Here is a 14523-nt window from a genome sequence, read left to right as displayed (position 1 = left end):
TTTGCTGATGTCCCGCTTATTTCACGGAGCCCAGCATCCCTTGGACAAATTGTTTTTGTAAAACGAAGAAAATGATGGCCGTCGGCAGTGTGGCGATCACGATGCCGCACATCATCATGCCATAGTCAGGTGTATAAGAAGCACCCATTGCTGAAAGAACCAGTGGAACGGTCCGTTTGTCTGGTGATTGCAGGGCAACTAATGGCCATAAATAATTGTTCCAGCTGCCCATAAACGTAATGATCGCGGCAGCTGCGTAGGTATTTTTAGCCGTAGGCATGTAGACTCTAAAGAAAATACTCAGTTCATTCAAGCCATCGATCCGAGCAGCTTCGACTAATTCTCTAGGGAATGCCTTGATGTTTTGGCGGAAAAAGAAAATCAAAAAGGCGGTACAGACTGAGGGCAAAATCACGACAGCGAAGGTATTGATCCCGATCGGTGTGCCGCTAAGTTTGCTGAACATCCGATAGAGCGGGATCATTAGCGCGGCAAAAGGCACCATCATCGACAGCAGGAGAATATTAAAGATGCGGTCTTTGGTTTTCGTCCGATAGATCTCAAAGCCATACCCTGCCATGGAGGAGAACAACAGCGCAAAGACGGTCGTAATCACGGCAATCACTGCGGAATTGCCTAATGCCCGAGTAAAATTCAAATCAGAAGAAAAGAGATTTTGGAAGTTGATCACCAATTGATCGCCAATCATGATTTTTCCAGCAACGATATCAAAGGTTTGATTGGTCATCCCTAGAATCATCCAAACAAATGGAAAAATAGAGATGAAAGCCAAAATCGCCAGAAAGACGTATTTTAAAGTGAGTGAGATTGTTTTCAATTTTCTTTTCCTCCTATTTTCGTTTGGATGATCGATAAAATCACGATCGCAATCACGATAACAAAGGAGACCGCAGCGGCGTACCCAAAGTTTGGCGTGAATTTGTAACTCAAATTGTAGATATATTGCGACAAGGTCGTCGTGGCATTGGCTGGTCCACCGCCAGTGATATTTTGAACTTCATCGAATAATTGCAGCGTACCGATCGTTGAGGTGATCGTGGTAAATAAGATGATTGGACGCAAGTTGGGAATCGTGATTTTGAAGAATTGATCCCATTTCGTGGCACCATCGATCTCTGCCGCTTCGTAAATACTTGGATCGATATTTTGCATGCCTGAGATGAAAAAGATCATATTGTAGCCAGTCCAACGCCACGTGATGGCAAAAATGATCAGTACTTTTGCCCAGAAGGGATCCGTCAACCATTGGATCGGTGCATCAATCAGGTGTAGTTGCGTCAAAAAGTTATTGACTAACCCATTTGCCGAAAAGAGACTTTTCATGATCAAGGAATAAGAAACCAAGGATGTGATACAGGGTAAAAATAAGGCGGTGCGGAACAGCCCTTTAAATTTCAATTTTTTGTCATTCAATATGTTCGATACGATCAGCGCCAAAAAGAGCATGATCGGAACTTGGACTAATAAGTATAAAAACGTATTGCCAAAGGCTTTTTTAAAGGTTGAGTCGCTCAACATCCGCTGATAGTTGCCAAGACCGTTAAAGGTCATCGCTGTCGGTGGTCCTGATTGGAATGACGTGAACAATGCCGAGACCATCGGAATAAAGACCAGCATCGTGATCAAAATGACGGGTAAGGTAATAAAGGCATTGCCGTTTGCAAACCAATTTTTTGTTTTGTTTTTCATTGTAATTCCCCCTTAACACAGAAACTCGCGATCGCTCACGAGTTTCTGCAAAGTTGTTCGATTAGTTTGCAATTTGTGCTTCCACTTGTGATTGTGCTTCTTCTAATACTTTATCGATGTCTTCGCCGTTGATCACTCGTTGCAAGCTTTCAGTCAAGACAGATTCAATGGCATAGGTGTGATTGCCGTAGTTCACGGCTGGAATTTCTTGTGACCATTGAGAGAAATCTTGGAAGACTTTTTGACCGCCATAGAAATCAAGCCCCGACGTATATTCTTCCGTTTCTTCTGCAGCATTCATGGTTGAAACCAAACCGATCTCGGTAGCTAATGTACCCATCAATTCTTTATTTGAAGCAAAGGTATTGGCTAAAAAGTCTTTGGCATTTTCTTCGCCGTCAACCCCTTTGATCACGTACCAACCTGCTCCGCCGATGCTAGAAGCATTGACTGAATTGCTGTTGCCAGCGATAGATGGGATTGGAGCGATCGCCCATTTGCCGCTTTGGTCTTCCGCGCCTTGAATCGTGCTGGAATACCACGCACCAGTTGGCGCAGAAGCGACATTCCCCGATTGAACGGCATTTACCCCGCCATCCCAATCAGAAACTTGTTCAACTAAGCCTTCATTCAACAATGTTGCTAAGACAGTTAGACCAGCTTTGAAGGATTCATTGTCTTTGATGGTTACGGTGGAGCCATCTTCACCGGTATACCATTCGCCTGCCGATTGCATAATGATTCGTGCCAAGCCAAGATCGCTTGGGTCTAACGACATCATAGCGTGACCCGTTTTTTCTTTGACGTCTTTGGCGATGCTGATAAAATCATCCCAAGTAATATCTTGGAGATCAGCCTGCTCATAGCCTGCATCGGTCAAATAATCTGTGCGGTAAAATAGTCCTGCGACGCCACTGTCAAATGGCACCCCATAAATGACATCGTCGACTTTATTGACCGCAAATTTATAGCTGGAGAAATCCTCCTCATTCACGATATCCGTTAGATCACTAAACGCATCTGGATAAGAAGAAAGGTATCCTTGGATGCGGTAGTCTTCGATCAAAACGATATTTGGTAGTCCGTCCGTATTTCCAGATGCCAGACTCGTATTTAATTTTTGAACGATATCATCTTGTGACATCGTCACGACTTCCACATCGACATCTTGATTTTCATATACTTTTTTGGCTTCATTGACTGCCTTGATGTTGAAGGTCTCATCCCATGCCCAGACCGTGACTTTGTTTGAGGACTCGCCAGAATCCCCAGAGCTTGTGTTGCTGTTTCCGCAAGCCGCCAAAGTCAGCACTGCAGCTGCCGTTACCATCGATGCAAGTAGTTTTTTCATTTTTATCCCTCTTTCCTTTTATTTACATGGCTAACTATACACTGATTTTGTAACCGTATTCAATGATTATGAAAGAGCTTACTAAATTTGTCCAAAAATAGAAAAAAGTTACAATACCTTTCTTTTTTGAAAGCGTTTATAATAAAGAAGAGATATAGGGGGGATACCATGACTATTTTACGCACGGTCTTAGTCGTTGATGATGAGGCAACGATCCGAGATGGATTGAAACATATGATACGTTGGGAGCAAGAAGGGTTCCGTCTCTTAGGCGATGCAGCGAACGGGCAAGAAGCATTGGCGCTGATCCATGAACTGAATCCCGACATCGTGATCACGGATTTGAAAATGCCACAAATGGACGGTCTTCAACTCACAACGATCATTCAACAACAATATCCAGAAGTCCATTTTTTGGTCTTGAGCAGCTACGATGATTTCCAATACGTCAGTCAGTCTTTTAGAAATGGTGCCGTAGATTATCTTTTAAAACCGACACTGACACCGACACTCTTGTTGAAGACGCTGCACAACATCTCACAAAAGCTGTCACATACAAAAGGCTCCGTGACTGAGGAGACGCAGCTGCAAGAATCGTTGAATCGCTATTTAGCAGGGTATGAAGAACCGTTGGCTCCTTTGGCGGACTACCTTGCATTAGATCAGTCGCAACAGCAAGCCCAAATTTTGACCACCAATTTTAGTGGCTTTCGTGCCAATGATCAGCTGCTACATGCATTAACGGAATTTACTCAATCACAACCGCAGGTAAAGACGCTCTTTTTTCAAACCAGTAACAAAGATGCCGGCTTAGTGATCAGTTATCCAGAAGGAACGAATGTTTATTCCTCTTTGAAAGAAACGTTGGAACAATTGCGTTTTACCGAGCCAGACGCCTTCTTTACTCTCAGTGTGCCCTTTCAAAAGATTGAACAGTTGCGGGACCATTTTGTGACGCTTAAAGCCAAAAGCCAAGGACAATCGTTTTTTTATAAACGACAACGGTTGGTGCCAGAACAAGAACTCTTTTTGTACATCGAAAGTGATCGCTTTGATACGAAGAAGTTCTTGCGGGCTTTGTTAGACAACAACTTTTTGTTAGGAATCACCAGAATCGAGGAATATTTTAATGACATGATTTTATCCAATGTCGATCCGACATTCTTAAAACAACAGGCCAGCAGTATTTTTTACACGTTACTGTCCCGCTTGGAAGAAGAATTTCCCACTGCCCCACGCTTTAGCCGCTTAAAAGCTGAATTTTTGCATGCTATCGGTCACGTGCAGTATTTGGAAGATTTTTCTGATTTGTTGTTGGCGACCATTGATGATATTCGTCAACAGCTGACGACCTTATCACCGCTGGATGAAGATGATCTACTCGTTGCGATCCAGCGCTTTATTCAAGACAACTACACCAAAAGCCTGTCATTGTCTGAACTAGCTGAAACCTTTCATTTTAGTTACACCTATCTTTCGGCTTTTCTTTCTGCGAAACTGAAAATGAGCTTTTCTGAGTACGTAAAGAAAACCCGCTTGGATAAAGCCAAAGAACTACTGACACAATCTGATCTGAACCTATCTGAAATCAGTGAAGCGGTTGGGTATTCAGATATCAGCTATTTTTCTCGCATCTTTAAGAAAGAATGTCAGGTCACCCCATCGAAATATCGGCGGTTGAATCAATTATGAAAATCAACCAATGGATTCAGAAAAATGAATTATTCAGTCGGATTTTCCTCTTTGTTGTCGTCGGGGTCATTAGTGTTTGTCTGCTAACCGTCGTCGTGATCTATGGTCGCTCGAAAGATGCCTATGTTGCTTCGTACCAGAGTTCCAATCAGCTGCTACTGGAAAAAATCCAAGAAGATTATGAGCGTCTGAACGAGAATATCCATCGGATTTTTGACATCGTCGATGAAAGCAAAGCCGTTGAAACATACTTAGAAGGCGACATGAATCAAGGCCGTACGATTTTAGAATTAAACGAGCAATTAAAAGACACCCGCTCTTTGTTTCAAGACATCCCCTCGAATTTAGTGTTGATTGGGGTCAACGGGGGCACTTTCTTTCAAAACGATGCGGTTCGCAATCAATCAGTAGATGATTTTCTCGCCAGTGCCTTTATCCAGCAGATCAATGACAATGACGCCATCAGTCAGTATTATTTCTTAGATCAAGGCTTGAGCACCTCCACCAGCGACTCCCCTGGCTTGATGTACGTGCGCAAATTAATGAAAGAAGAAACGATTTTCGGCTATGCCCTGATTTTCTTAAAAGAATCCGATTTTTCTTCGATCTATCGTCAACTCTTAGATACCAGTCTTCACTCGATCTATATCGTCAATGAGCAAAATCAAATTCTCTCCACTTCTGATCCGAGCCTTTTAGGCAAGCCATTTGAAGATCGTCTCGTCACGGTCAAAAGAGATACTAGCATCAATCAGCTGCCCCTTTATTCGTATCATTTTACTTTTTACGATGTTTTGGATGAATCGCATCTAGTACGCAATATGAATCTGATCAAGCCAGCTCTTTTAATTTCTGTCGTCAGTATTTTACTCTTTAGTCTGCTGGCATTTTGGATCATCCGCAATATCACCCAACCGATTTATCAGCTGATTGCCAAGCTGCCTGCGGTCACACAAGGCGATTTCAGCGACAAGGTTACCATCAACGGGACGTACGAAACGCGAGAATTGGGGCGTGCGTATAACTTGATGCTAGAGGACTTGGAATCTTATGTCGATCATTTAATGGTTACAGAAGCCGAAAAACGCAAGTTCGAGATCCGCTCGTTGCAAATGCAGATCCAACCGCATTTTGTCTACAACACATTGACTGCCATCAAGTTTTTGATCTGGCAAAACGAACAAGAAGCCGCCACCCAAGCGATTGAAAGCTTTGTCCAATTGTTGCGGCACACCTTTAACCGCAAAGAGATCGTCCCCTTAAAGGATGAGCTAGCGATCGTGGAAGAATACCTCGTGTTAATGAACGTACGTTACGGCAATCGCATCCAATCAACGATTTTTTCAGAAGATGGCTGCGAAGATATTCTCGTACCGAAGATGATTTTGCAACCGATTATCGAAAATGCCTACCTGCATGCCTTTCCCGAAGAGGATTCAGGTTTGATCCAGATTTTTTCTCGCGTCAGTAAGGAAGGCCTGAAAATTGAGATCATCGATACGGGCATCGGGTTCAATGAAGAGCACCCAACCAGCACCGCCAACCATTTTGAACACTATTCGGGTATTGGCTTGGACAATATTGATCAGCGTATCAAGCTGCTCTATGGGGAGAAATATGGATTGACTGTAGAATCACGCCTCAACGAAGGAACCACCGTTCGCTTGCTGCTGCCGATCCAGCGGGAGGAACAAAACTGAGCCAAAGAACTGGGTCTGCACTTTGCCGTTAGTTCTTCAATGCTTAGTTCACTACAAAAAACCTACCGTCCTTGATAGATACCCATCAAGAACGGTAGGTTTTGTTTCCCTATTCAAAGACGGTCATTTCTTGTCCGTCCATAGTGATCAAGCTGCCAAAAGGATGTCGTTGGGCATTTGCAAAGCTTCGATTGCGAAACAGCACCTGAACCTTTCCCAACCCTTCCATACAAATTCGATAACCGCTTCCTTCTGGTTCAATAGAAATTGTTCCAGCTGGCACGCCCTGCTGATCACAGACTTCAGCAGAAACTGCTTCCGTTATTTCAAAGGCATGAACGATCAGGTTTTTGGTGTAGTCATAGGCGGCGGTCTGTTCAACGCTTCCTTCAATGATCAGTGAATTCGGTCGTACCATCAACGGTAGATGGAAATAGTCATAGCGTTCTTCCCACCATTTTTGGCCTTCATAGCGTTTGTTGTCTAAATAATTTGTCCAAGTTCCAGCTGGCAGATAGAACGGAACCTTTCCTTGCTCATTAAAAATCGGCGCAACTAGTAAGCGATCCCCCAGCATATACTGCTTATCAATGGCATAAACCGTCTGATCCTCTGGGAACTCTAGCATCAATGGACGCATCAGGGGAATGCCCGTTTTTGCAGTGGCTGCTGCTTGACGATAAATATAAGGCATTAGGCGGTTTTTCAATTTTGAAAAAGATTGACTGACATTTGCTGCTTCTTCTCCAAAATTCCATGGTACCCGATATTCAACATTGCCATGGTAACGACTGTGGGTCGACAATAAACCAAATTGCGTCCAACGTTTATACAGGTCGGGGGTCGCTTGTTCTTCAAACCCGCCGATATCATGGCTCCAAAATCCAAAACCAGATAAGACAAAGGATAAGCCACCACGGAGAGACTCTGCCATCGAAGAATATTCAGATAAATTGTCGCCTCCCCAATGGACAGGAAATTTTTGGGAACCGACAGAAGCAGAACGGGCAAAAAGAACGGCTTGATTTTCCCGCATTTCTGCCAGCAGTTCAAAGACGGTTTCATTGTATAGATAGGCGTAATAATTGTGCATTTTTTTCGGATCTGATCCGTCATAATAGACGGCATCTTCAGGGATCCGCTCACCGAAGTCCGTCTTAAAGGAATCAACACCTAATTCAATCAATTCCTTTAAGCGATCTTTATACCATTGACGAGCCTCTGGATTGGTAAAATCAATGATCCCTTGTCCAGCTTGCCAAAGATCCCACTGCCAGACTTCACCTGCTTGGTTCTTAATAAAGTACCCTTTCTCTTTGCATTCTTGATACACAGAGGCTTTTTGCCCAATGTAAGGGTTGATCCATAAACTGACTTTTAATCCTTTCTCATGGATTTTCTTTAGTAATCCTTTCGGATCAGGAAACAATTCGTCATTCCATTCAAACCCACACCATTCAAATTCCTTCATCCAGAAACAATCAAAATGAAAGACATCAAAAGGAATATCACGAGCTTGCATTTCATCGATAAAGTGCATCACTGTTTCTTCACTATAATCAGTTGTAAATGAAGTGGATAGCCATAAGCCAAAAGACCACGCTGGCGGTAAGGCGGGTTTTCCTGTCATGTCGGTGTATTTTTCTAGAATGGCTTTCATATCTGGTCCATAGATGATGTAATAGTCCAGACGCTGCCCCTCGACACTGAATTGCGTGCGGGAAACGTTCTCAGAAGCCACTTCAAAGGAAACCGCTTCGGGATGATCAACAAAAATACCGTAGCCTTTATTCGTCAAATAAAACGGAATATTTTTGTATGCCTGCTCGCTACCCGTACCACCGTCTTGATTCCAAATATCAACGGTTTGACCGTTCTTGATAAAAGGAGTGAACCGTTCCCCTAATCCGTAAACAAGTTCATAAGGATCTAGCGAAAGCTGTTCTCGCATATACTGCTTGCCGTCATTTCCCGAAATTTTAGCCTGTGCTTTAGGCATGGAAGAAGTCAACAAGCTACCTTCTCCGAAAAAGTCAATTTTAAAAGCCGCTTGTTTAGGGACTTTCGCTTCCAATGATCCAGATTTGAAGATATACATGTCTTCGTTATCGGTATCGATCTTCACGTCTGCAGGTTGAGTATCTAGTGCAAACGACGGGGCCTGCATCGTCTGGTCATGATGCACCAAGCTGACTTTGATTACATCGTTTTGCGGAGTCGAAAACGTGAGTGTGGTTAAACCAAGGTTCAAGGTATCGCCACGCCTCTGAATCTCTTGATAGGGCAGATAAAGGGTCAATTGCTCCTTTTCTACCTTATGATCATAAGCAATTCGGGGATGTTCGAGTTGGACGCCTTCTTTTGCCAGCCAATAGCCATTTGTAAATTTCATCTTCTTTTCCTCCTACTTTACTGCACCATCTGAGATGCCTTTCACTACATGTTTTTGCAAGGCAATAAACAAGAGAATGATTGGCAGAACAACGATCACCAGAGCGGCTAGCGCTAAATGCCATTGCTTGTTAAATTCGCCGAAGAAATAAAACATCCGCAAGGGAATCGTATACATTCCGGCTTTATTAATACTTAATGAAGGCAATAAATAGTCATTCCAAAACCACAATGTATTCAAAACAATCACCGTTACCGTCGTTGGTTTCAACAAAGGCAATATTACTTTCCAATAAATCTGAAAGGTATTCGCCCCGTCAATGATCGCTGCTTCATCCAGCGATCGTGGAATGCCTCTTAACGCACCATAATACAAAAAAGTCGACATACTGACAGCCAATCCCAAGTACATTATCATTAGACCCGGCTGATTTAACAAATTCATTCGTCCAAAAAGAGAAATCAGTGGAATCATGATCCCTTGAAAAGGGATCAGCAAGCCGATGGCAACAACAAAATAGAGGACTGAACTTAAGCGGCTGGTATTTCTCGATAAAGCGTATGCTGCCATTGAAGAAACAAAAACCACCAAGATCAAAGAACCGACAGTAATCAACAATGAATTCATTAAACTTCTGATGAAATCCAGTTTTTCTAACGCCTCTTGATAATTCTCAAAGGACAATCCGCCAGGCAGCGACAACGTACTCTGAAAGATCTCTGCTTTTGTTTTAAATGAATTGATCACGATCAAGAAAAACGGATAAAACCATAAACACGCAAGTAAAAGACCACTTACGATCAGCAGACTATGCTGCAGCTTTTTTTTCTTCTGCCGTCTACTTTTTGTTTTTACTTTTTTAGTAGAGGAGTGACGAGTCTCGATCATGCGCTGATCTCCTTTCTGCGGGTAATTGAGATTTGAATAATGGAAATAATGACAATGATCACCAGAAATATCATCGCTTTTGACTGAGCAAAGCCCATTTTTCTCATTGAAAAAGCTTCATTGTAAATATTCATGGCTGCCATCTGAGTCGAATTGAACGGTCCGCCCTGTGTCAACGCCAAGTTTTGATCATAGATTTTAAAGGCATTTGACAGCGTCAAAAACAATGTTACGGTAAACGCGGGCATCAACATGGGTAGTTTGATTCGGAAAAAGACTTGTAGCGGATTGGCGCCGTCCATATCTGCTGCTTCTAAAATTTCTTCTGGAATATTATTTAGAAACGAAATATAGATCAACATCATATACCCGCTCATCTGCCAGACGAACAAGATAACCAAACCCCAAAAACCTGTTTCTGGTGTATTCAACCAGCCATTAAAAAAATTGATCCCAGTCAAATCGGCGATACTCTCGAATGCTTTGTTAAAAATAAATTGCCATATAAATCCTAGTATGATCCCACCAATTAAGTTCGGCATGAAAAAGACGGTCCGAAATAGAGTGGTCCAGCGTCCCAGTTTTTGCGTGACTAAAGTTGCTAACAACAGCGCGATGACATTGATCAAGATCACACTGTAAACAGAAAATTTCGCCGTGAACAACAAGCTGTTAATGAACGCCTGATCTTTAAAAGCGCGCAAGTAGTTTTCCAATCCGATAAAGTCGCTGATCGTATTGCCGTTCCAGTTGGTCAGTGAGTAATATCCCCCTGTAAATAAAGGAATAAACAGAACGACCAATAATGCGACGAATGCCGGTGCTAGCAGCAGCCAAAATGATTTTGAACGATTTGTTAACATACAGCTCCTCCTATGATTTCCTTGATTTTGCCTATCCTGCGCGCATCACTACAGGATAGGCATCACTTTGGTTATTGACGTTCTTGCGCCCAGCTGCTTTTCAGCTGATCAGTAAACTCAGTCCATGAGATTTGATCGGCTGCATAAGCCTGGAACTGAACCCCAAAAATATTTTGTCCGTATCCATCTGGATAAGAGTTATGGACCCAAGGAACCGTTTGTCCATTCGTTAAATACGTATAAATGTCATTGGACAACGGATCAGAAATATCGTCACTGGAGAAGTTCGTATAAGCTGGAATAAACTCAAAATCATCGATGATCGCGGTCATCGCCTCTTCATCGGTATACATCCATGTCAAAAATTGTATGGAGGCATCGATCACTTCTTGTTCCTTATCTTTGTTGACACCCCAATACCAAGCTGGTCCGGCTACGATTTTGCTGCCGTCTCCCACTTGCATTGGGACGATCGCTAATTTTTCTTTTGCAAATGTATCATCCAAACTGTTTAATGTAGGAACGATCCAATTGCCTTGATGAATGATGGCAACCTTCTCACTGGCAAATAATTCTTCGACTGACGTGCTGTAATCCATTGATTCCAACGGTTGAGCATTGTATTGGATCGCCAGATCAGCGTAGTCTTTCAGTTGTGCCTCATAAGTTAAATGAAGCTCTTTGGCTTCCAGTGTTTCTTTCAAGCTATCATTAAATTCAGGTGCAAAAAAGTTCGAACTGAATTGACTGAAAACCCATGTTTCACCGCCGCTGAAGCCGAATACACCGTCTAATCCTAACTCTTCTTTCTTACTATCTAACGTTTCTACTGCCTCCTTAAAATCGGCAAATGTTTCAATCGCTTCACTATCGATTCCCGCTTGCTGAAACAGCTCTTTATTGATCAGCCAACCGTAGCCTTCGATATTCATCGGCAAGCCGTAAACTGTCTCATTCAGTGTTGCCCCTTCCAACGTTCCCTCAATTGCTTTTTGAGCTAATTCTGTATCCCCAAGGTCATATAACTTGTGTTCCCATGTTTGCGTATCTGCTAGTCCCCCCAGCATAAAAATGTCCGGTTCATCACCAGATGAAAATTTTGATTGGAGAGCCGCTGTGGCGTCCGTTCCTCCACCTACAGTAGTCATATTGATTTTTATGTCCTCATGGCTTTCTTCAAAAGCCGCAACCAATCGATCCATCTGTTCTGCAGTCTCTGTCTTGATGTTGAAAACTTCTAGTGTTACACTACCATCATCTGAGGTACCGCTTCCAGAATTTCCGCAACCAGCAATTCCGATCACACTTAACATAGTAGCAGCCGTCAACAAAATTCTCTTTTTCATCATTGTTCCCTCCTCAATCAATTCGATCACAAATTGATTATATTGATATTTCGGCCCTTCTGTAATCGTTATCTTAACCGAAATACCTTGTAATATTGATGAAAATGGAGGAGACAGATGGTAACCCAACCCTATATTTTTACGCCAAACCCTAGTGAATATGATATTGATACTTCTTTAAAAGAGATCACGGAACATGGTGACAGCTTGTTTCCAGTCAGTGTTTATTTGACAAATCATCCTGCTGATCAAGCAAATATGATCCACACCCATTGGCATCGCGAGCTTGAGATCCTATATATTTTTCGAGGAAAGATGGAAATAAAGGTCGAAGGTGTTTCTTATATCGCTAAAGAAGGCGAGCTTGTATTTATCCCTGCCAATCAGCTACATGAGGCATTAAATTATCAGCAAACAGCTTGTACCTTCTTTGCTATCGTCTTTGACGCGACCTTTATTGAGAGCCGCGTCTCTGATTTGATCCAGCAGTCCTATCTGGACCCGTTGCTCCATTCCGCGGATCAGCAAGCGATTCACATCACAAGTGATTTCGTTTCTCATATGAACATTCAACAGGCATTGACTCATATTATAGATTTATTTGCATTAAAGGAACCATTGTATGAGCTGGCGATCAAAGCGGAACTCTTTTTATTTATTAAATATCTTTGTCAAAATAGCCAATACATTAATCGCAATAAGAAACCTATCGACAGTAAAAGCAAACTCAATACGTACAAATGCAAGAAAATCCTACTTTTTATTGAAGAAAATTATCAACGCCCAGTGACACTTGAGGAAATCAGTCAATATATTGGCTATAGCAAAGAACATTTCTGCCGTTTTTTTAAAAGAAATTTCCAGATGAGCTTTTTTACCTATCTAAATAAGTTCCGCATCAAAAAAGCGGAGTATCTCTTACTCCATACGGATTTAAAAATCATCGAAATCGCATTGGAAACTGGGTTTGATGATCCGAATTACTTTACGACACTTTTCAAAAGGGAGACCGCTTTGACCCCTTCCAACTATCGCAAACGACCGAGCAACACCACGAGTTTATAATTCTGAAAATCAATAAAACAAGGGTATCCGCTAGTTGAAAAAGCGGAACACCCTTGTTTACTTTTTATAAATGAACTGGCTTAAGCCAAATCTTCCCCATTTGAGGCAATCACTTTTTTGTACCAATAAAAGGATTGCTTTTTGCTGCGGGCTAATGTGCAATTGCCTTCATTGTCGCGATCGACATAGATATAGCCATAGCGTTTCTTCATTTCTCCGGTTCCTGCAGAAACCAAATCGATACAGCCCCATGAAGTATAGCCCAACAGTTCCACACCGTCTTGGTCAATGGCTTCTTTCATCGCAGCGATATGCGCACGTAAATAGTCGATGCGATACACATCATTGATTTTTCCATCTTCGTTTGGTGTATCCACCGCTCCTAGACCATTTTCGACGATGAAAAGCGGTTTTTGGTAACGATCATAAAGATCATTCATCGTGATCCGTAAGCCAAGCGGATCAATCTGCCAGCCCCATTCCGACGCTTCTAAATACGGGTTTTTAATGGTCGGGAACAAGTTGCCTTCCGTTTTCTCAACACCAGAATCTTCTGAAGCTGCGACCCGAGAGGCATAGTAAGAAAAGGAGATAAAATCGACGGTATGGGCTTTTAATAAAGCCGTATCTTCGGCGGTTCGTTCCAAAGTGATTCCTTTTTCCGCTAGCATCTTCAAACCATAATTTGGATATTTTCCTCGCGATTGCACATCGATAAAGAAATAGTTGCCGCGATCGCTTTTTTTGCTTTCCCAGACATCTTTCGGATTGCAGCTGTAAGGATAATAACTAGCCGCTGCCAGCATACAGCCTACTTTGTTTTCTGGATCGATCTCGTGGGCGATTTTTGTTGCCAACGCACTAGCGACTAACTCATGATGAGCAGCTTGGTATTTGATTTGTTCTTCATTTTCGCCCTCAGCAAAGGTCAGCCCTGCACCGAGAAACGGGGCATGCAAGATCATATTGATTTCATTAAAGGTCAGCCAGTACTTCACCAATCCTTTGTAGCGAGTGAAGATCGCCCGACAAAGGTTTTCGTAAAAGGCAATCATCTTACGGTTGCGCCAACCGCCATATTCTTTGATCAGATGGATCGGACAGTCAAAATGCGTGATCGTCACCAAAGGTTCGATTTGGTATTTGCGACATTCTAAAAACAGTTCTTCATAAAAGCGCAAGCCTTCTTCATTAGGGGTTTCTTCGTCGCCCTTCGGAAAAATTCTTGACCAAGCAATCGATAAACGATAGGTTTTAAAGCCCATCTCCGCAAATAAGGCGATATCTTCTTTGAAATGATGGTACATATCAATCGCTTCTTTTGCTGGATAGAAATACCCTTCTTCAAAGGCAAGCATCTCACGCTTGCCGGTAATGACTGCTCGTCGCTCCTTGCCAGTCGGAATCACATCGACATTGGCAAGTCCACGCCCCCCTTGATCAAACCCGCCTTCACATTGATTGGCGGCTGTTGCGCCGCCCCATAAAAAGTTTTCTGGAAATCCCATGTCTTATT

The 14523-nt window shown here is 42.6% G+C and carries 10 protein-coding genes and 1 pseudogene; 3 read left to right on the top strand and 8 right to left on the bottom strand.

Translation table 11 applies throughout. The features are described 5' to 3' along the window. Window positions 1–16 precede the first annotated feature (16 nt). From IGI82_RS06140 to IGI82_RS06130, 3 genes and pseudogenes are all read right to left on the bottom strand, one after another. Window positions 17–832 (bottom strand): annotated as a pseudogene (locus IGI82_RS06140) (carbohydrate ABC transporter permease); the annotation flags it as partial. A gap of 2 nt (window positions 833–834) precedes the next feature. Then, a complete protein-coding gene (locus IGI82_RS06135; protein WP_010747841.1) occupies window positions 835–1710 on the bottom strand; it encodes a carbohydrate ABC transporter permease in 876 nt (291 codons plus the stop codon). Window positions 1711–1771: 61 nt separating this feature from the next. Continuing rightward, window positions 1772–3061, bottom strand: a complete 1290-nt coding sequence (locus IGI82_RS06130) for an ABC transporter substrate-binding protein (RefSeq protein WP_016608159.1) — start codon at window positions 3059–3061, stop codon at window positions 1772–1774. Window positions 3062–3229: 168 nt separating this feature from the next. Here IGI82_RS06130 and IGI82_RS06125 point away from each other — a divergent pair, with 168 nt between their 5' ends. Continuing rightward, window positions 3230–4753, top strand: a complete 1524-nt coding sequence (locus tag IGI82_RS06125) for a response regulator transcription factor (RefSeq protein WP_438841885.1) — start codon at window positions 3230–3232, stop codon at window positions 4751–4753. Beyond that, window positions 4750–6453, top strand: a complete 1704-nt coding sequence (locus IGI82_RS06120) for a sensor histidine kinase (RefSeq protein ID WP_087627200.1) — start codon at window positions 4750–4752, stop codon at window positions 6451–6453. The genes IGI82_RS06125 and IGI82_RS06120 overlap by 4 nt, the downstream gene beginning before the upstream one ends. Before the next feature lie 109 nt (window positions 6454–6562). Here IGI82_RS06120 and yicI read toward each other — a convergent pair whose 3' ends face one another. The 4 genes from yicI to IGI82_RS06100 all read right to left on the bottom strand — a co-directional run bounded on the left by yicI (window position 6563) and on the right by IGI82_RS06100 (window position 11942). Next, entirely contained in the window at window positions 6563–8845 is a 2283-nt protein-coding gene (yicI, locus tag IGI82_RS06115; RefSeq protein WP_194193041.1) for an alpha-xylosidase, read from the bottom strand. Window positions 8846–8857: 12 nt separating this feature from the next. Next, entirely contained in the window at window positions 8858–9733 is an 876-nt protein-coding gene (locus tag IGI82_RS06110; protein ID WP_159160345.1) for a carbohydrate ABC transporter permease, read from the bottom strand. Beyond that, the gene (locus tag IGI82_RS06105) at window positions 9730–10596 is read right to left on the bottom strand and encodes a carbohydrate ABC transporter permease (RefSeq protein WP_008378847.1); all 867 of its coding nucleotides are present in this window, start codon (window positions 10594–10596) and stop codon (window positions 9730–9732) included. The genes IGI82_RS06110 and IGI82_RS06105 overlap by 4 nt, the downstream gene beginning before the upstream one ends. A gap of 71 nt (window positions 10597–10667) precedes the next feature. Further along, complete coding sequence (locus tag IGI82_RS06100; protein WP_438841884.1) at window positions 10668–11942, bottom strand: ABC transporter substrate-binding protein; 1275 nt, start codon at window positions 11940–11942, stop codon at window positions 10668–10670. A 117-nt stretch (window positions 11943–12059) separates the two neighbouring features. Between IGI82_RS06100 and IGI82_RS06095 the strand changes: the two genes are divergently transcribed. After that, complete coding sequence (locus IGI82_RS06095; protein ID WP_016608166.1) at window positions 12060–13007, top strand: AraC family transcriptional regulator; 948 nt, start codon at window positions 12060–12062, stop codon at window positions 13005–13007. An 80-nt stretch (window positions 13008–13087) separates the two neighbouring features. Here the strand turns inward: IGI82_RS06095 and IGI82_RS06090 are convergent, their stop codons facing one another. Then, window positions 13088–14515 carry a 6-phospho-beta-glucosidase gene (locus IGI82_RS06090; RefSeq protein WP_438841883.1) on the bottom strand — a complete coding sequence of 476 codons (1428 nt, stop codon included), beginning with the start codon at window positions 14513–14515 and terminating at the stop codon, window positions 13088–13090. Window positions 14516–14523 lie beyond the last annotated feature (8 nt).

The organism is Enterococcus sp. AZ067 (assembly GCF_051715005.1).
Lineage (GTDB): Bacteria > Bacillota > Bacilli > Lactobacillales > Enterococcaceae > Enterococcus_D > Enterococcus_D casseliflavus.
The sequence above is the reverse complement of the archived record's forward strand: the minus strand, read 5'-3'. Positions and strand labels throughout refer to the sequence as shown.